Source organism: Salinicola sp. CPA57, assembly GCF_003206035.1.
GTDB lineage: Bacteria > Pseudomonadota > Gammaproteobacteria > Pseudomonadales > Halomonadaceae > Salinicola > Salinicola socius.
This window is the reverse complement of sequence record NZ_PZJR01000011.1, coordinates 503,555-522,322: the sequence shown is the minus strand read 5'-3', so window position 1 is coordinate 522,322 and position 18,768 is coordinate 503,555. Positions and strand designations below refer to the sequence as shown.

Annotated in this window: 18 protein-coding genes and 1 tRNA gene; 9 read left to right on the top strand and 10 right to left on the bottom strand. The window is 60.0% G+C overall.

Annotated elements, in window-relative coordinates; translation table 11 throughout:
* The 4 genes from DOM36_RS14665 to DOM36_RS14650 all read left to right on the top strand — a co-directional run.
* A partial coding sequence (locus DOM36_RS14665) for an Ig-like domain-containing protein (RefSeq protein WP_232823863.1) occupies window positions 1-3,519 on the top strand: 3,519 nt, incomplete at its 5' end.
* Window positions 3,520-3,677: 158 nt separating this feature from the next.
* Window positions 3,678-5,099 carry a TolC family protein gene (locus DOM36_RS14660; RefSeq protein WP_198651292.1) on the top strand — a complete coding sequence of 474 codons (1,422 nt, stop codon included), beginning with the start codon at window positions 3,678-3,680 and terminating at the stop codon, window positions 5,097-5,099.
* Window positions 5,096-7,342, top strand: coding sequence for a type I secretion system permease/ATPase (locus tag DOM36_RS14655; RefSeq protein WP_110643522.1), 2,247 nt, complete (start codon window positions 5,096-5,098; stop codon window positions 7,340-7,342). The genes DOM36_RS14660 and DOM36_RS14655 overlap by 4 nt, the downstream gene beginning before the upstream one ends.
* On the top strand, window positions 7,343-8,530 hold the full coding sequence (locus tag DOM36_RS14650) for an HlyD family type I secretion periplasmic adaptor subunit (RefSeq protein ID WP_110643521.1): 1,188 nt from the start codon (window positions 7,343-7,345) through the stop codon (window positions 8,528-8,530). It abuts the gene before it with no gap.
* A 28-nt stretch (window positions 8,531-8,558) separates the two neighbouring features.
* On the opposite strand, the gene DOM36_RS14645 is transcribed toward DOM36_RS14650, so the two are convergent.
* Window positions 8,559-9,179: a hypothetical protein gene (locus DOM36_RS14645; protein WP_232823862.1), complete on the bottom strand. Its 621-nt coding sequence runs from the start codon at window positions 9,177-9,179 to the stop codon at window positions 8,559-8,561.
* Between the two features lie 234 nt (window positions 9,180-9,413).
* Between DOM36_RS14645 and greB the strand changes: the two genes are divergently transcribed.
* Together greB and DOM36_RS14635 are read left to right on the top strand one after the other, a co-directional pair.
* Entirely contained in the window at window positions 9,414-9,953 is a 540-nt protein-coding gene (greB, locus tag DOM36_RS14640) for a transcription elongation factor GreB (RefSeq protein ID WP_110643520.1), read from the top strand.
* Window positions 9,954-10,061: 108 nt separating this feature from the next.
* Window positions 10,062-10,691 (top strand): EAL domain-containing protein, encoded by a 630-nt coding sequence (locus DOM36_RS14635; protein ID WP_110643519.1) that lies wholly within the window; start codon window positions 10,062-10,064, stop codon window positions 10,689-10,691.
* A 56-nt stretch (window positions 10,692-10,747) separates the two neighbouring features.
* Here the strand turns inward: DOM36_RS14635 and DOM36_RS14630 are convergent, their stop codons facing one another.
* Both DOM36_RS14630 and DOM36_RS14625 read right to left on the bottom strand, forming a co-directional pair.
* Window positions 10,748-11,758, bottom strand: a complete 1,011-nt coding sequence (locus DOM36_RS14630) for a methyltransferase (protein ID WP_110643518.1) — start codon at window positions 11,756-11,758, stop codon at window positions 10,748-10,750.
* Window positions 11,755-12,642: a methyltransferase domain-containing protein gene (locus tag DOM36_RS14625; RefSeq protein WP_110643517.1), complete on the bottom strand. Its 888-nt coding sequence runs from the start codon at window positions 12,640-12,642 to the stop codon at window positions 11,755-11,757. Before DOM36_RS14625 ends, DOM36_RS14630 begins: the two co-directional genes overlap by 4 nt.
* Before the next feature lie 165 nt (window positions 12,643-12,807).
* On the opposite strand from DOM36_RS14625, the gene DOM36_RS14620 reads away from it, so the two are divergent.
* A tRNA-Arg gene (locus DOM36_RS14620) sits at window positions 12,808-12,884 on the top strand.
* A 140-nt stretch (window positions 12,885-13,024) separates the two neighbouring features.
* Here DOM36_RS14620 and DOM36_RS20590 read toward each other — a convergent pair.
* From DOM36_RS20590 to DOM36_RS20150, 4 genes are all read right to left on the bottom strand, one after another.
* The gene (locus DOM36_RS20590) at window positions 13,025-13,156 is read right to left on the bottom strand and encodes a hypothetical protein (protein WP_280952805.1); all 132 of its coding nucleotides are present in this window, start codon (window positions 13,154-13,156) and stop codon (window positions 13,025-13,027) included.
* A gap of 67 nt (window positions 13,157-13,223) precedes the next feature.
* Window positions 13,224-13,937 (bottom strand): SDR family NAD(P)-dependent oxidoreductase, encoded by a 714-nt coding sequence (locus DOM36_RS14615; RefSeq protein WP_198651291.1) that lies wholly within the window; start codon window positions 13,935-13,937, stop codon window positions 13,224-13,226.
* Between the two features lie 13 nt (window positions 13,938-13,950).
* Entirely contained in the window at window positions 13,951-14,709 is a 759-nt protein-coding gene (locus DOM36_RS14610; protein WP_110643515.1) for an SDR family oxidoreductase, read from the bottom strand.
* Window positions 14,702-14,854 carry a hypothetical protein gene (locus DOM36_RS20150; RefSeq protein ID WP_157958659.1) on the bottom strand — a complete coding sequence of 51 codons (153 nt, stop codon included), beginning with the start codon at window positions 14,852-14,854 and terminating at the stop codon, window positions 14,702-14,704. The genes DOM36_RS14610 and DOM36_RS20150 overlap by 8 nt, the downstream gene beginning before the upstream one ends.
* Window positions 14,855-14,965: 111 nt before the next feature.
* On the opposite strand from DOM36_RS20150, the gene DOM36_RS14605 reads away from it, so the two are divergent.
* On the top strand, window positions 14,966-15,859 hold the full coding sequence (locus DOM36_RS14605) for a LysR family transcriptional regulator (protein ID WP_110643514.1): 894 nt from the start codon (window positions 14,966-14,968) through the stop codon (window positions 15,857-15,859).
* A gap of 370 nt (window positions 15,860-16,229) precedes the next feature.
* On the opposite strand, the gene DOM36_RS20145 is transcribed toward DOM36_RS14605, so the two are convergent.
* The 3 genes from DOM36_RS20145 to DOM36_RS14590 form a co-directional block, all read right to left on the bottom strand.
* Window positions 16,230-17,117 carry a hypothetical protein gene (locus DOM36_RS20145; protein ID WP_157958658.1) on the bottom strand — a complete coding sequence of 296 codons (888 nt, stop codon included), beginning with the start codon at window positions 17,115-17,117 and terminating at the stop codon, window positions 16,230-16,232.
* 59 nt (window positions 17,118-17,176) lie between these two features.
* Complete coding sequence (locus DOM36_RS14595; protein ID WP_110643512.1) at window positions 17,177-17,767, bottom strand: DUF2726 domain-containing protein; 591 nt, start codon at window positions 17,765-17,767, stop codon at window positions 17,177-17,179.
* A gap of 139 nt (window positions 17,768-17,906) precedes the next feature.
* Window positions 17,907-18,203, bottom strand: a complete 297-nt coding sequence (locus tag DOM36_RS14590; RefSeq protein ID WP_110643511.1) for a transcriptional regulator — start codon at window positions 18,201-18,203, stop codon at window positions 17,907-17,909.
* A gap of 144 nt (window positions 18,204-18,347) precedes the next feature.
* Here DOM36_RS14590 and DOM36_RS14585 point away from each other — a divergent pair, with 144 nt between their 5' ends.
* Window positions 18,348-18,554 (top strand): DNA-binding protein, encoded by a 207-nt coding sequence (locus tag DOM36_RS14585; protein ID WP_232823861.1) that lies wholly within the window; start codon window positions 18,348-18,350, stop codon window positions 18,552-18,554.
* Window positions 18,555-18,768 lie beyond the last annotated feature (214 nt).

Genomic DNA, 18,768 nt, shown 5'->3' with positions numbered 1-18,768 from the left:
GACGATGCGGGCAACACGATCGGTGATCCGGCCCTCGTCGATGGCGACGGCAACTGGAGCGTAACGCCGAACGATCCGCTCGCCGATGGCGACACGATCAATGCCACGGCCACGGACGCGGCGGGCAATACCAGTGAGCCCGCCATGGCAATCGTCGACGGCATTCCGCCGAGCGGCGATGATGGCCTGAACAACATCGAGTTCAACGACGGCGGGGACGGGGTGCTGGCCCCGGATGAGGCCGGCAACGTCACCTTGAGCGGCAGCCTCGAAAGCGATGCGACCGTGAGCTCGCTGATTATCAGTGACGCCAGCGGCAATACCGTTACTGTCGACACGGCGGATATCAGCGTCGATGCCGATGGCAACGTGAGCGTCGCCGCGCAGGACCTGAGCACGCTGGACGACGGTGTTCTGACCGCCACCCTCGGGTTGACCGATGCCGCCGGCAACAGCGGTGAAATCACCGACACCACCACGCTCGACACCCTGGCCCCAACGATCGACGACGCTGCGGCAAGCGCCAGCGAGGCGAATCTTGGCACTGCGGTCTCCGGCACCATGGCGATCGCTGACAGCGGTACGGGGGTCGATGCGATCAGCATCAGCGGCCCGGATGGCGTGACTGCCGACGGCGAGTCCGTGGACTGGAGCGGCAGCTTCAGTAACGACACCTACGCCCTGACCGGCACGGCGAATGGCACGACCGTGGCAACGCTGAGCGTCAGCACCACCGGCGCCTACACATTCACGCAGTCGCAAGCGCTGGATCACCCGCTGGCCGGCGCCGACATTCTGGCGCTGGGCTTTGATGTCACCGCCAGCGACCGGTTGGGTAACGAGACCATCGGCGAGCTGACCGTCAATCTGACCGATGATCTCCCTGTCGCGGCTCAGCCGGCGCTATTCGAGATCGATACCGACTCGGCGACGGCTTCCGGCAGCTTCGTCGACAGCTACGGTGCCGATGGGGGCTACGTCTCCGAACTCACCCTCGATGGCTATACGTTCAACTACGACCCTGAGACGGACAGCGTCTCCACGACCGGTAGCTCCGAGCTGGTCGTGTCGTTCGAGGAAGGCGATTACGACAGCGCCTCTGGAGAGCTGACAATCCAGACCGTCAAGGGCGAGTCGCTGGTCGTCAATATGCAGACCGGCGACTACGACTACGATGCTTCCGGCGCCAATCTACTCGATCCGGAAGAGGAAGTGGCACCGGTCGTGGCGCTCGGCGACGACGACAGTTTGCTGGGACTCATTGGCGTCGAAGCGCTCGGCCTGATCGACCTGAGTAACAATCAGGCCTTCGCGGCGACTGACGCCAATAACGACATCCGCTCCGTCACAATCTCGCTGACGGCGATCAATGTCAGCTTAGGCGCCGGCTTCCGAGCCTCCCAAGCCATGGCCAACGAACTTGGCCTGAGCTATAGCGTCGATAACCTGGCACTGCTGGACTTAAATGCCTCGATTACCGTTACCGCCAACGACGGCGGCACCATCGACAATCAGGCCCTCAATGAGTTTCTGGGCTCGGTCTACTTCAGCAGTTCGGTACTGAATCTGGGGCTCGCCTCGACGATCTCGATCTCCGCGACCGATGCGGAGAACAACACGACGACGGCATCCAGTAGCGACTTACTGAGTCTTGGCTTACTCCAAAGCAATTACCCCTCGTACCTAATAGAGGATACGGACAGTAATAATTTCCTTGTAGAGGGAGGACCGGATGCTGATCGTATTTACGGCCACGGCGGCATTGACGTCCTGTTCGGGCGGGGCGGCAGTGACCTGCTTCGCGGCGGCGCGGGCGCGGATATACTCAACGGCGGCAACGGTAACGACCTGCTGATTGGTGGCACCGGCAACGACACGCTGACCGGCGGCACCGGCAATGATGTCTTCCGCTGGGAGGAAGGCCATCAGGGTAGCGTCGGCACGCCCGCCAATGACAACATCACCGACTTCAATGCGAGTCGCGTCTCTGACGGTGGTGACGTTCTCGACCTAGGTAGCCTGCTTCAAGGCGAAGGCAAGATCGGCAAGAACGCCGGCAACCTGACCAACTACCTGCATTTCGCGCTGGTGGGCACCGCCACTCTGATCTACATCAGCAGCGCAGGAGCGTTCCAAGGCATCACCGATGCCTCGGCCAAGGAGGCGGCGGCCGACCAGATCATCACGTTGCAGAACGTCGATCTAACCGCCGGTAGCGCTAACGACATGGCGATCATCGAAACGCTCCTGACCAACGGCAACCTGCTCGTCGACGACGCGACGTCCGATACCGATCTTTCCGGTAGCGTCTCCACCGAGGTCGGGGCGGTCATCTCGGATAACGATGGCGATACCGCAGGTACTAGCGCGGAGTTCGATAGCACGGGCCAGACCGCCCCGGCCCCGGATCCCGACAACGTCGCGCCAGTAGTGCAGGCGAACTCGGCATCACTGCTCGGCATTGCCGGTGTCGATCTGCTGGGGTTGATCGATATCGGAGGAGACCAGGATCTGTTCGCCGCAGACGCCAACGGCAACCTGCAATCGGTGACGGTCGCCTATCAGCCTCTGCTTAGCGTGAACCTTACCGCGCTTCAATTCACTGCCTCGCAACAAATGGCCGACGAACTGGGGCTGAGCCTGGCCTTCGATAACGATCCCGGCCTGCTCGGGCTGGTGGCGCCCTCTGCGAGTGTCACCATTACGGCCGCTGACGGCGGCACGATCGACAACTTGGCCATCAACGAACTGTTGGGAACTGTGGCGTTCGCCGATATCGACGGCTTGCTGGGGCTCGACGCCAATCTTCAGCTCTCGCTACTCAACGCTACCTCCATCACCGCCACCGATAGCGACGGCCGGACGGCAACGGACTCGCTTGGCGAATTGGCCGATCTCGATGCGTTGACCACGCTGCTCGGTAACAACGACAACATCATCGAGGGCACCAGCGGAGACGAGACGCTCGATGGCGACACTGGCAGCCAGCGCCTCTACGGTTATGAAGGCAACGATACGCTGAACGGTGGTGACGGCAGCGATCTGCTACGTGGCGGTGCAGGCGACGACACCTTGAACGGCGGTGCCGGCAATGATCTGCTGATCGACGGCAACGGCGCCGACACGTTCGACGGCGGCGCGGGTAACGACCTGCTGGTGACCAGCGGCACCGACTTCGACTCGATCGACGGCGGTGATGGCTTCGATACCCTGCTGCTCGACGGTGGCATCGATCTGGACATGGTCAATGGCGACGTTGGGGCTATCGGCAATGTCGAACGGCTGGACCTGGGCCAAGGAGATGACGCCAGCACGGCTACGTTGAGCGCGGAAGACGTCGATGCCATGACCGACGACGACAACGTGCTGCAGATCACCGGCGACCAACAGGACACGCTCAATATTCAAGGGGCGACATCCGATGGCACTGTTACGCTGGGAGGCACTGCCTACGACCAATACACCTTTGGGGATACCGCCATTCAAGTCGAGCAGGACACCGTTCAGGTAGAGACCTGATCGGCACGGCCATGAGCCCGATGCATCGGACTCATGGCCGTTTCCATTTCCCTCACTCACCAGGGCGGGCGCCTCAGGTCGCCTCCGAGGATACGCAGACACAAGGAAACACGGTCATCGACGACTCACTCCAACACGCAGAAAGGTGGTCTCTACGCATGCTGGCAATCGTCGTCTGTCTGGCGCCTGCCATCGCCCACGGTCAGGAACGCCATTGGTGGGACGCCGTGGATCACGGGGCTGGCCCAAAGGTTAGAACGGATCTGCCCGCGATTCGATGGACCGCGTCGCCGGCGGCCGACTCCAACAGGAGATTCAGCGAGACCGGCGTTCAGCCATCGGCTGCTGATCGGGTAACGACGGCTGGTCGGTCAACCGTTCGAAACGCACCACTCCCGCTCGAGCAAGCCATCCGCCGCGGGTTGGCGATCAACCCGGCGGTGCGCGCCGCCATCGCGGACGCCGATGCCGCCGGCACCGAAGTCGATATCGCCGAGTGGGGCTATTTTCCCACCGTCGATCTCTCCGCCGGCCCGGAAGAATTTCCGTTCAGTGAGTTCGGCTACGACGCCTCGGCCCGCCAGATGCTCTACGACTGGGGCCGCGTCGACAGCCAGGTCGCCAGTGCGGATGCGGCCGAACGAGAAGCGCGTCGATCGGTAGGCGTGGCCGAGGAGGAAGCCGCACTCGATATCGCGGAAGTCTATCTGGACGTACTCGCCGCGAAGCGCCGGCTGGAAGTGACCGGGCAATATGTCGACGACCTCGAGAATCTACGGGATCTGACCGTGGATCGGGGCAGTAACGGCTATACCGATAGTAGCGAACAAGGCCGCGTGGCCCTGGACCTGGCTCAGGCCCAGGGAGATCTGGCCACCGAGCGTGGCGCGCTCAACGATGCGCGCCGTCAGTTTCGGGTTCTCGTGGGTGTCTCGCCGGGCGAGCTGGAAGACCCGACCCCCAACGAACTGACGGATCGTCTGGAAGCCGACACCGCACTGGATGACTGGATCGTCGCTGCGCCAGCCTATCGTCAGGCCGTGGCAAGCGCCGAGCAGGCTCAGGCGGAGCTGGATGAAACCCAGGCGGCATTGAAGCCTCAGCTCAATCTCGAGGGATCGCTCGAACGTCGTCAGATCGGCGGTGAACTGCAGAACGATTCGGTCATCGGGCTTCGCCTGCGCATGGATACGCTGCAGGGCCTGGCCAGCTTTCAGCGCCCAGACGCCGCGCGGCAGCGACTCGAGGCAGCCCGTTATCGCATCGACGATCAGCGCCGCGAGATTCGCCGCAGCGTGCTGACGCTGATCGAGAACGCCGAGGTCTACCGCCAACGCCAGCAAGCGCTGACGAATCAGGTCGAGGAAGCGCAATCCGTGGGTGATCTCTACAACGATCAATTCTCGGTAGGGCTTCGCGACGTCAACGATCTGCTGACGATCCGCCAGGAGGCCTTCTCGGCCCGCCGCCAGCTGGTCGATCTCGAGAGCCAGCAAAAGCGCATTCAATATCGCGCAGCCTCGCAGTTGGGACTGATAAACCCGTTGATCACGGGTCGCCTGAGAGGTGACGCCCCATGAGCCTTTCCGCTCCAGAACGCGATCAGACCGCTTATCCAGATCCGGCCGAATCCCGCGTCGATCCGCTCCGGGATGGCCTGGCGCTGCTTTGTAGGCGCCTGGATCGCCCCACATCTGTTGCCGAGCTGGGTGACGGCCTGCCGCTGGAGAGCGGCAGGCTTCCGCTCAGGGAAGTTCCCCGCTCCCTGCGCCGGGCCGGAGTCAGTGCTCGCGTCACCAGCCGTCCGTTGACACGGCTCTCCTCCCGTTTGCTGCCGGCACTGCTGATTCTCGAAGACGGCGATACCGCCTTGTTGGAGTCGCTGACTGCCGAGGAGGCCACTCTCGTGCTGCCGGAGACCGATGGCGGCGAAGAAGTGATGACCCGCGAGGCGCTGGAAGCGATCTACAGCGGCATCGCGATCTTCGCACGCCCGATTCCCAGCAGTGATGATCGCGCTGGCAACTTTGCCAAGGCCGCGCCAAAGCACTGGCTGAAGGCGCCGCTTCGCGCGTGCTGGCCCGCCTATGCCGAAGTCGGCGTCGCCGCGCTGGCCGCCAACCTGCTGGCAATCTCTACCGCGCTGTTCGCGATGCAGGTCTACGACCGCGTCGTCCCCAACGCCGCCTTCGATACACTATGGGTACTGGCGAGTGGCGTCGCGCTCGCCGTGCTGCTGGAGTTTCTGCTCAAGGGGCTAAGAGCCCACCTGCTCGAGGTGATCGGCAAGCGCCTGGACCTCGAACTGTCATCGAAGCTGTTCGAACAGGCGGTGCGTTTGCGCCTGGCCGCGAAGCCGCCTTCCACTGGCGCCTTTACCAGTCAGGTTCGTGAGTTCGAGGCCGTGCGCGAATTCTTCACTTCTGCCACCGCCGGGGCGATCAGCGACCTGCCCTTCGTGGCGCTGTTCGTGCTGATCATCGCCTGGATCGGCGGGCCGGTGGCCTGGGTGCCGGTGGCAGCCATTGCCGGCATGATCATTCCGGGGCTGCTGCTGCAACGCTACCTGGCCAAACTGGCGCGGGAGAACCTGCGCGAAGGCGCGGTCAAGAACGGCGTGCTGCTGGAGTCGCTGGATCAGCTCGAGACGGTCAAGGCGACACGAGCCGAGGGCCGCAACCTGGCACTGTGGGAGTCGCTTTCGGCGCAGCTGTCGACGGCATCGATCCGCTTGCGCTCGGTCACCAGCATGCTGACCCACTCGGCGTCTCTGCTGCAGCAACTGGGCTACGTCGGCATCGTGATCGTCGGGGTTTACCGCATCAGCGCCGGCGACATGACGATCGGCGCGTTGATCGCCTGCTCCATTCTCGGCTCGCGGGCCATCGCCCCGATGGGCCAGACCAGCGCCCTGCTCGCCCGCTGGCAGCACGTCAAGGCTGCCGTCGAAGGTCTGGATGAACTGATGCAGGCACCTAACGAACAGGGCGCCGGGCAGAAGGTTCGCAAGCCTCGGCTCCAGGGTGACTATCAACTGGAAGAGGTGGTGGTTCGTCATCATGAGGAGGGTCCGGCGGCGTTGCAGATCGACGAGCTGACGATCGAAGCCGGCTCGCGAATCGCGCTGCTGGGCGGAAACGGCGCCGGCAAATCGACGTTATTGCGGCTGCTCTCCGGCTTTATCGAACCGACCGGCGGCCGGGTCATGCTGGACGACGTCAACATCACCCAGATCGAGTCGGCAGACCGCCGTCAGGCGATCGGCTATCTCCCCCAGGATATCGCGCTGTTCTACGGCACGCTGCGAGACAACCTGACCCTGGACGGCGCGGCTTACGACGACGAGGAGATATTTCAGGCCCTGAGCGGGGTCGGCCTGGGCCGCTTCGTGCGCTCGCATCCGCAAGGACTGGAGCTACCGATCGCCTCCGGCAACAGTGTCTCCGGCGGGCAGCGCCAGGCCATCGGCCTCGCTCGACTGATACTGCAGGATCCGCGCATCGTGCTACTGGACGAGCCCACCGCCGCTTTCGATCAGAACAACGAAAAGCGTGCAGTCGCCTTTCTCAAGCGGTGGATGGAAGGCCGCACCTTGATCGTTTCGACCCACAAGAAGCCGCTGCTGGAGTTGACCGAACGCGCCATCGTGCTGCGCGACGGCAAGCTGGCGATGCAGGGCAATCTCGATCAGGTAGTCAACGGCAACCGGGTCGCCGCTACCGGCAGCCCCAGATCCAGCCTCGGCCCTCATTCTGGCCCCGGTTCCCATTCTGGCCCCGGTTCAAATTCTGGCCCCGGTTCAAATTCTAGAGAGAGACGCTAGATGGCCACGACACTCAGCGATCAGGAACTGCAACGCCAGCTCGGCGACCCGAGCGCCAATCTGCGCCACCCGCTCGCCCGCCCGGTTGTCTGGGCCGTCCTGATCTGCCTGGTCACCTTCATCGGCTGGTCGGCGTGGGCGCATATCGCGGTGGTCACCCATGGCGAGGGCCGCGTGATTCCGGTCAGCCGTATCCAGTCGATACAGAGCCTCGAGGGCGGCATCATCGACGAGATAAAGGTTCGCGAAGGCGATATCGTCGTCCAGGGTCAACTGCTGGTCAGACTCAGCGGCACGCGGTTTCGCAGCGCCTATCAGGAGACGGAAAATCAGGTACAGGCGCTGGACGCGGCCATTGCCAGGCTCCAGGCCGAGGTGCTGGAGAAGGACAGCATCACGTTCCCGGAAGACGTCGATGCGCAAAGTTCGCTGGCCCAGTCCGAGCGCGAACTGTTCCATGCCCGCCGCGAAAAACTCCGCGAGGCAACCGCTTCGCTCGGTCACGAAATTCAGATGGCACAGCGTCGGCTGAATCTGATCCAGCCACTGGTGGCGCGTAAGGCCGTCAGTGAAATGGAAGCGCTGCAGCTTCAGCAGGACATGGCATCGCTTCGGGGTAAACGCGCCGAGATCCAGAACAGCTATGTGCAGGATGCCTACACCGAACTGACCGAAAAGAAAGGCGAACTCTCCTCGCTGGAGCAGGTGCTGGTGCAGCGACAGGACCAGTATCAGCGCACCGAGCTGCATTCACCGGTCCATGGCCGGGTCAACGCCATCAACTACACCACTCAGGGCGGCGTGGTGCCACCTGGGGAGACGATCATGGAGGTGATTCCGCTGGAGGATCAACTGCTGCTCGAAGCCAAGATCAAGCCGCAGGACGTCGCGTTCCTGGCACCGGGCATGCCCGCCAGCGTCAAGATCACCGCCTACGACTACACCATATATGGCGATCTCGAGGGCACCGTCGAGCAGATCAGTGCCGACACCATCGAAGAGGAAACGCCGCGCGGCACGGAATCCTACTACAAGGTCTATATCCGCACCGACAGCGGCTCGTTGACGCATCGAGGCGAAGAGCTGCCGATCATTCCCGGCATGATCGCCCAGGTCGACATCCAGACCGGGGAACGCAGCGTGCTGGACTATCTGCTCAAGCCGCTGCTCAAGGCCAACCTGTATTGATAGTTCCCAATCCGAGCGGGCACGACGCTCAGCGTCGCTCGGCCAACCAGTTTCGAGCTTCTTTCCGCAGCGCCTCGTCGGAAGGCCGGCCAGCCCGCGACTGGCCATCGACGGCGCGCTGGGCGTAGGTCAAGGCGTCGTCGTCCTTACCCTGATCCTCCAGAAACTGGGCGTAGTAGAAGTTGGTATCGATACCGGCAGGCCGGATCGATACCGCGCGCTCGAGCAGTTGCCGGGCCTTGTCGTCATCACCGAAGGCGATCGGCCAGCCCGGCGCGTGCTGATAGAGCGCGCCCAGCGTCACGTAGGCCGAACCGTCTTCGCCCTGCGGGTCGATGGCGATCGCCTTCTCCAGTGCCGTGCGTGCCTGCTTGGCCAGATCCAGGGCGCCGAGGCCGCCCTTGGCCTTGGCGTACGAGGCCAGAATCACGCCCCGGGCCGTCAATATATGGGGATTCTCCGGCTCGCTCCTGGCCAACATGTCGACTTCGCCCGCGAGATCTTCGAAAGCGCGCAACTGGGCATCGCCCTGCATCTGGTATTCGACATTGCCCCACCGCTGCATGAGGGAAAAGAGGGAGGAGTCCGGCGCTTGCGCCATCGCGGTAGCCGCACCGAGAACGCCGCTGGACGCCACGGCCAACATCATGAGCATTAACATCAGTCGAAAACGGCTGCACGGGGACCACTGGCATTGCTGTCGCATCGACATCTCTCCTGGGGGATCGTGCTAATAATCAATCGTGCTAGCAATCTAACGAGCGTTTGAATCCATCACTATAGGGTTTTAGTCGCAAGAGACGCGGTTTTAATCGCATGAGATGGCCGCCAGACACCGGATTACGATACGCTCCGCCTTCGATGAGCGTAACAGGATCTTCTTATGCAAGGCCGCAACATGACGCGCTGGCGCGATCCCAAGACGGATCCGCGTCAGGAGAAGAAGAGCAACCTGATCACGCCGCAGGGATGGAATCGGTTACAGGGCATTCACGACCATCTGTCACGGGTCAAACGCCCGCAGCTGTCGGAGAAGGTCGGCGAAGCCGCAGCACTGGGGGATCGCAGCGAAAATGCAGACTACACCTACAACAAGAAAGAGCTGAACCGCGTCATTGCCCGGATCCGCTATCTGCGGAAGCGACTGGACGAGCTCCAGGTCGTCGATCGCCTGCCGGCGGATACCGGCAAGATCTATTTCAGTGCCAGCGTCACGCTGGAAGACGATAATGGAGAAGAGCTGCAGGTGCGCCTGGTCGGCCACGACGAAACCAACACCGACAAGCACTGGATCAGCATCGATGCGCCGTTGGCGCAGGCGCTCCTGGGCAAGGCGCTGGATGACGATGTCGTCGTCGCGGCCCCGGGCGGCGAGACCCATTACATTGTGACCGATATCGCCTATGTCGATTCCGAAAGCTGAAGCCGCAGACCCAGAAGTGGGCCGGGAGTGCGGATCAGACCGCCCGCCGAACCGGCGTGGAAAGACCGTTATCCGTCGCTGACATGAACGAGCCCTCGAGGACAGCCCATGCCGAATGCCATCGATCCGCCCTCATCGTCGATACTGTTCGCTCGGCAACCGATCTTCGACACCGCCCTGGAAATCGTCGCCTACGAGCTACTCTATCGCCCGACGGATGGCGGCCCAAGGCCGATGCCATTCGATGGCAATCGGGCCACCAGCACGGTTCTGATGAATGCGTTCAGCCAGGGCGAGCTGGAGACGGTCAGCGAGGGAAAGCCGTTATTCATCAACTTCACCGCCGACATGCTGAGTATCGATCTGCCGTTCGATACCTCACGTCTGGTAGTAGAAATTCTCGAAGATACGCCGGTCGACGACACCATCCGTGACTGCCTGCAGCAGTTGCGCCAGCGAGGCTTCACTCTGGCGTTGGACGACTATGCCGAAGTGGACGTCGAGCATCCCTACCTGTCCCTCGTGGATATCGTCAAACTCGAATACCCGTATTACTGCGACGAAACGTTCAAGTACATCGTCGAACAGCTACGCCTTCACTATCCCGAGCTCAAGATTCTGGCGGAAAAACTGGAAACGGAAGACGACCTGAGCTGCTGTCAGCGCGCCGGCTGCGACCTGTTCCAGGGCTACTATCTGGCGCGACCGCAGGTCATGCACGGCGGTGCCGACTCCTGAGCGCCGAACTCCTGAGCGCCGACTTCCGAAGAACTTAGCCGGGCGTGCACGGCGAATCAACGCCGGGGTTTGATCGCACGATAGACGCGGAAGCGTCGGTTGTCGGCGAGGGTTTCGAAGCTGCCGAACGTCTCCTGCAGCCAATCCGGATACGGCAGGAACGCATTGGCGACCAGGGTCAGGCTGCCGCCATCGACGAGATGCGCCGGCGCCTCGCGAATCAGTCGTTGGGTCGGCCCGTAATCGATCGAGCGCTCCTGATGAAACGGCGGGTTGCTGACGATGGCCTCGAAGGTCCCCTCCAGCTGGCGATAGACATCGCTCTGGATGACCGTGCCGGTCAGCTGATTGGCGACTAACGTGCGCCGCGTGGCCTCGACCGCGAAGGCGTTGAGATCGACCGCCGTGACCTGGGAGCCCTGCTTCGCCAACCACGCCGACAGAATGCCATCCCCACAGCCGACATCCAGCGCCCGCAGCGGCTTACCGCGCGCCGGCAAAGGCAACGGCGACTGCGCCAATGCTTTCAGCAATAGCCGCGTGCCGTCGTCGAGCTTGCCATGGCCGAAGACGCCAGGATGGCTCGCCAGCGTCAGCTCTTCTGCCGTGAACGTCTGCCAGACGGCATCCGGGTCGCGTTCGGATTCGACCGTCCGGCTCGCGAACAGCGTGCAGCGACGCGCCGTATCCAGCTTTCGGCACGTCTGCTCAAAGCCTTCCAGTATCTTCGGGACACGCTTGATGCCGCCCTGGTTCTCGCCAACGATCTGAATCGGCGTGCCCGCCGGCAGCGCCGTATTCAGCGCGCTCAGCCACCATTCCCCCAGCGCGAGGCTCTTGGGCCAGAACAGCACCGCCCCCGGTACCTCGGCGGGCGGTGCGGTCAGCGCCCCGTAGGCCGGGCGTCCGGCATTGCGCCAGGCCTCGCAGACATCCAGATCCGCACTCCACACGCTGCCCTCGCCGGACTCGAGCCAGCTCTCTCGCGGCGGCGCGACCCACAACCAGCCGCGGTAGTCGGCATCCTGGCGTGCCATCAACTGACACGAAGGCGTCTGCGCCGTCATGATTTCTCTCTCTGTGAAACGGGATGCATCGCATCGTGGGTGTCGGGACGAACCGGCTCGTCGGCTTCGGGACGAATCAAATAGTGCAGATAACGTCCCAACCGCCAGTGCGGATCGTTCTGGCAGTGGCGTTTTTCCAGTTCGATGATCGTCTCGAGCTGCGACTCGGTGGGCGACCGTTCACGCAGATAATCGTGAAAGATCCGTACCCCGCTGACGCTCTCGATCACCAGCCCTTCCTCTTCGCACCAGCGTTCGATGTCGGCGTGGGTCAATGGTGAAATCGGCGTCAGGCGCTGGCGTTGGCCGGTGCCGGAAAGCCGATCCTCCAGCGCCTTGTCGAGATTGCCTTTGACCACATTGGAAAAACGCAGCGCGTCTCGATTGAACACCATCAGCGACAAACGACCATCGGACGCCAGCAAGGTCTTCAACACCGATAGCGCCTGGCGCGGCTGCGCCAGCCACTCCAGCACCGCATGGCAGACGATCAGCGGCCACGGCCCCGGCGCCACCTCGGGCAATGCCTGCAGCGACGCCTGCAACGTGTGAACGGGCAACTCGCCCAGATTGACTCTTGCCCGGCTCAACATCTCCTCGGATGGCTCCGCCAGCGTGACGCGGTGACCTCTCTCGGCCAGCCACTGGCTCATCTGACCGAGGCCGCCGCCCACGTCCAATACATCGGAGGCATCCGCCGGCAGCTCGCGGGACAGAATCTCGTCGAGCACGGCAAGGCGAATCTTGCCGCGAGCAGTGGCATAGAGGCTCGACGCGAACTTGTCCGCCAGACCGTCGAACACGCGATCACGATCCACCGGCACGTCGTTGCCGTGTCGGGCGCGTGAGGCGTTTATCGTCGAAGCATCGTCAGAAGCAGGCATGAAGTACCGAGGAGGGTCGAATTCGAGAGCCGGCATTGTACCAACGCCAAGGCGACGCGTCCCGGCAGCGTCGCTGCGCAGGCGTCAACGCGGGTTTATCTCGCGCAATCCGACGCTTATACTATGCGCCGCTCGCGTCGACCCGTATTGACGCCATCCCGCCTCGCCCCCATAGCTCAGCTGGATAGAGCGGTCCCCTCCTAAGGGACAGGTCTCAGGTTCGAATCCTGCTGGGGGCACCAGCGTATCGCCCTATTGATTTCTCCCCTCTATGACGATGATTCGCTTCCCGTTGCCGACGGGTATAGCGGCTTCGATGGCTTTTTCTGAAGATCACAGTTCCCTCCCCGAAACGCGCGATGACTACAAAAAAGCCGGCGCATCAGCACCGGCTTTCGACGATCCCGCCACCCAGCAGTAGCGCTATCGCAATCGCGCCTTCGATCGGGCACCGGAAGACGCGCTGAGACGTTGGCGTATCGACCTTGCCACCAGCATGGATCGAATCGATCAACAACGCGCCTCTTGCCCCTGAGCGCGGCTAAGCTACCACCAAGCCCGGAAACGGGAATGAAGATTCGTCACCAGGGGAGCGTGGCACCCGTCCAGTCGAGATAGAGGTTCCTTCCACTGCCGGCATGCTGGTCTAGAACTCGATAAAGCCCATTGACGCTCTCTTCGACTTCGATCTCCGCCTCGACCGTGCCATCGAGAGTGCCCATGGCGGTAGCAACCCATCCTGGATGAAGGGACAAGACAGTTACGCCTTCCGCGGCATGGTCGGCGTAAATACCTCGGGCAAGCATGTTCAACGCGACCTTGCTGGCGCGGTAAAGCTCCAGGGGGAGTTTCGGCTCCACATTCATTTCGATGCTCGCCCGATGCGAGGACATGAACGCCAGTGTACCGCCCGGGCAAATCAGTCGATCCAGGAGATGACGCGCCAGTCGCGCCGGCCCGAAACAGTTGGTCAGCATGATGTGAAGTAATTCGTCGTCACTGGCCTCGATCACACTGTTGTGAAGTGGCCCATAGATACCGGCAACGAGAAAGACGATATCGAATGCGCTATCGCCCAAGCGGGTTTTGAATTCGGGTATCTGTTCCGCGCGGGTGACATCGATATAGGCGACGCTCAGACGTGCGGGATCACGGGAACCGACGGCGACCAGGCCAGCGCAGTCGTCTCCCGCGCGCGCGGTCGCGGTAACGTTCCAGCCGCTGTTAAAGAAAATCCGTGCAAGGCCCAGGCCCAGACCGCGCTCGGCTCCGATAATAAGAATAGACCGGCTCATCACTGTCTCCGTCTTAAAGTGCGGTGTAGCCGCCGTCGGCCATGACCAGTGCGCCGGTCATGAACGATGAAGCGGGAGAGGCCAAGAATGCTGCGATTTCGGCAATGTCTTGCGGCTGCCCCACGCGGCCAAGCGGATGTGCCGAGGCGTAACTTGCGAGCGTCGCGCGGCTATCGTCGACGATGCCCTCGAGAATGTCGGTTTCGACAACCCCCGGCGCCAGCGCGTTGGCTCGGATACCGCGATCACCGTATTCGACACCGATCACTTTGGTCAGCTGTGCGATCGCACCTTTGGACGCCGCATACGCCGCGGTTTCCTTCATCGCGACCCGAGCCACGATCGAGGTCAGATTGACAAGGGTGCCGCCACCCGACGTGAGCATCGCGCGTACCGCTTCACGGGAATGCAGGAACGTCCCCGACACGTTGACATCGAAAAGCGCCTGCCAATCTTCGAGGCTCGTGTCGAGCAACGGTTTGTTGAGCGTGCGGCCCGCGTTGTTGACGAGAATATCGAGCCTGCCGAAGCTCTCTAGCGCCAACGCCACGCTGCGCCTTGCCATGTCCTCGCTGCTCACGTCCCCGACAATCGTGACGAGGCCGTCTCCCTCCAAATCAGTGACGGCGGCGCTCAGATCTGAAGCCACGACGCTGGCGCCACGTTGTCGCAGTAGCTTGGCGGTCGCCTCGCCAATCCCACGCGCGGCGCCAGTCACCAGGGCAACTTTCCCGGTCAAGTCCCATGATCCGGGTGGTTGAGGATCACGCATCGGGCATCTCCTTGAAATCGGTCGAAAGGGCCAAGTCTTGCCAAGCGATCAACGCGTAATGACGTTTTGTTGTTCGTCCGGTCGCCAGCGCCAGCACGCCCCTATCGGGGTCACGCGCCAAGCCAGCAAGGAGCCAATGCTTCATGAATCAATCTCCTGTCAATTGTCAGGAAGCATCCTAATAGGTAAAAATAACCATGATAATACGGCGATATTTCATCCACCTTGTTAGAAAAACTACGTAATTGAGACGCTCATGTCCGTGTCATCTGCCAATTTCACCCAGTTGCGTGCGTTTCTTGCCGTGGCCGAGTCCCTGAGCTTCTCTCGAGCAGCGGGGAATTTGGGCATCACGCCTTCAGGGCTCAGTCAGACCATCAAGGCTCTCGAAAAGGATCTTGGCGCACGGCTGTTTCATCGCACGACCCGTAGCGTGTCGCTGACAGAAGCCGGTGAAAGTCTGCAAGCCAAGATAGCCCCGGCGTTCGCTGACATCGGCCAGGCTTTGCGCCAGAGTCGGGACGCGGCTTCTCGCGTGGCGGGGACCGTTAGAGTCATCAGTTTCAGATCGGCGGCCGAGCGTTTCATCACCCCCAGGCTGGCGGGGTTCAATGCACGATATCCCGATGTGACGATCGATCTCTCGGTGGATGACAGTCTCAGCGATCCCATCGCAGGCGGGTTCGATCTCGCCCTGCGCATCGGTGAAGTCATAGAGCAGGATATGATTGCGATGAAGCTCAGTGACGAGCTCCGCCAGATTGCCGTCGCGGCCCCTGAATATCTCGCACGCCATCCCGCACCGGCTACCCCGCGAGATCTTCCCGGACACGCATGCATCTGCTGGCGGTGGCCCGACACGGCCCAACCTTACAAGTGGGAATTCTTCGAGAACGGACGCTGGTTCCAGGTCCGGGTCACCGGCCCCGTGATCGTCAACGATCGGGAAGTCGCGATCCGGGCAGCCCTCGACGGGATCGGCATCGCTTTCTGTGTGGAAGATACCGTCAAAGATCACATCGCCGCCGGGCGACTTGTCCCGGTTTTAGAAGAATGGAGCGCCAGCTTTCCAGGCTTCTTTCTCTGCTATGAACGTCAACGCCGAATGGCACCCGCCGTTCGAGCTTTTCTGGATACACTTCTAGCGTAGAGAGCGGAAATAAAGGCAAGGTACCGGTTTCGAGGATGGTGCCGGCGGTTGACTCGAAACGGCACACTATTTCAGCGGCGGATTTTGAAAGCGAAGCCTAACAGGCTCACTACAGCTAGTTTCTATAAAAATCAGTCGATTACCGTGATAACTTGAGGCCACAGTGGCTAGGCAAGCACGGTTAATGTGGACGCTATGTGGCCAAGGGATTATGAGAGCGAATTCCCAGGAGTTCAGTAGAGCTAGTTTCCATAGAAATCAGTCGATTAACTTCATTACGCTGGTTCGCAAAGGCTAGATTTGCCCACTTGAGGTGGACAGTTTGTGGTCAAAAGATCATGAGCAAATCAACTCTGGTCCTCAGTGACAATTACCAAGCCGAATCAATGGGTTGTGCTATCCGTGGGTCTATACTGCCCTCCAGATTTGATTTAACGTCTTGCGCAGCCCCCTCATAATAATTGACGGTGTAACTAAAATAAGAAAAAGCTAAAAATGCTAACACGCTAGCAAAAATCATTCTTTTTATCTTATATGTAAAGTGACCCTTTTTGATCGTCTTCCACTCATCGTCAACATACATTTTTACAAATCTAACAAATCCATCAACTTGATCCTGACTAATTTTACTTATCTTACCCTCTATTGAAAAGGATAGAAACTTACTTTCAAGCCGCCCAAATTCATCAAAACAGTTTCGCATGTTTGCCAAAATCCTCCACAACCTCCATTTCAAATTCACTGCCAGCTTGTAGACTTCAGCTTCTGGCTTATCTTCATCTGTGGCAACATACAACACCAGCAAATGAAAATTCTTATTAACAACCCTAGCTCTTTCCTCGATATCTTTCAGAACCTCACCACCTTTAACACCTCCCATCATAGTACTAGGCCGCTCGCGACTTTTTGCTACCTCTTGAAGTAAGATATCACAGACATCCTCGATTCCACTTGCATAATTTGCACAACAATGCTTAAGCTCATTAAGCCATTTTTCTCTAAGCTTTCCAATTTCATTCTCTTTATTCGACTCACTGACGAAGAGCCCCACAGCAGCCGCAACAAGCGCAGCAACTACGAAACCAGCCACACGCGGCGGTGTACCTCCAAACTCAAAAAAAGCACCTACGCCACATCCGATTAAAGCTGCCAACATCACGCACAAGGCTACTATCAATGAAAACTTAGCCCTCTCATTTTCTGAGAACCTCTTAAACCTTGAGTAACAACCCTCAAACCAATCAACTATAGAGTTCAAAACCCGACTCCCATTTTATTCTAAACTTGTCTTTTAAAAAAACACCTGTCCATTGGCCATCAGCCCCATAGCCTACTCCCAGTCAACCAATCAGCATCGACTCTTTCTATTGTCACACCGCTGCCTTTACAGACATTATTTAAAACTCTATCGCGTCCCACCCGATCTTTTCTCTTGTGACTAGCATCATCCAACTCAATCACTCTCACCACTTCCATCGATTCTTTATCACAAATCACGAAATCGAAATGCCACTGCGACACCTGCCGAAACAGGGCCATCCACTCACGGCTTCGTTCTTTATAGAGAGCGGTATTCGGCTGGATGACGTCGACCACGCGGACCTGGCAAAACACGCGGTGAGTGTCGCCATATTTGTGCTGCAGGACTTTGAATAGCACCTGCTCGGGCTCGGTGAGCAAGCGACCCTTCTTCACATAAGCATCGCCACGTTCGATCAACTCGGCCGCCGTGACTTTCGTTGGCTGTCTGGTGGGTTTGCCTCGATATCCCTTTTTGAAACCGCTAACGATGGCCCAGTAAACAATCCTTCTGAATAGGCCATTCAGCGTTGCCAGCAAGGCGACACACAAAACGCCAACCACCAGGAAGGTAATCGCGGCGTACGCGATCAGGTCGTTTAACTGCATTGTTCCCCCGACGCCCGGTACTGCTTCTTATCTGTATTCCAGGTTCATCGGTAGATCCTTGGGATTCTTGAGCGTCTAGCGCGCCCTTTCCCTTTCCCCGCCCATCACTCGTTCCCTGTTCACCGGTACCAGCGCTCGGCTACTCGCCTCGCGACCCGGTATCCGTTCCTGTCGGCTTGAGCCGATCTCTCGTCCGTTCTATCTCCGGGCTCACCTGCCCCGCTGCTTCGTTGACCTGCCCGGTCATCAGCCACAGCGTGTACTTCGGCCATTGCTGGCAAATAGAAGCCAGTAGGTCCCCTTTCGGGACCCTTCCCGTCTGCTCGATCCCAATAAGAGTCTTTTTCGGCACACCAACAAGTTCTGAGAACTCTGCACGGCCCGACGTCTCTGTTTCACGGATGAGACGAATTTTTTGCGCAAGGTCGCTTGACATGTGCCTATCTCTGGGTACACTCCGAATTAAGCTGTGCTCATTTATGAGTCTACCCATAACGAGGAACAGCGACTGTTGTCTTTTCGTCAGCACGTGACAACAGACAGAACTTACCACAGCGAGCCAAAACGAGCCGATACGACAATGGAAAAGAATAACGCGCCTCAGGTCTCGGCCACCGTGCCAGTCATGACCATCGAGCGATTCTCCGAGCTCACCGGCATGTCCTACAGCGCCATCAAAGGGCAGCTACAGCTCGGCAACCTTCCGCTGTTCAAGATCGGCCGTCGCCGCATGGTCAACATCGCTCTCCTGACCGCCGAATGCCTCCAGTCGGAGGACTGGTCATGAATCGTCGATCTCCTACCCAACTTTCCAAAATTTATTTAGGCCAAGGCCTTCATTTTTCGCGCCGTTTGTCGTTAACATGCGTTAACACGGCTGAACAAGACGGCCGTGCCCCCTTTTCGATTGCTACAGGCGACCTCGAACCCCGACCTGTCAGAAACGCCAAAAAATCGACTTTTGGTTGCTTCCCCGCGACCGCTTCAACCCGGTATGGCAA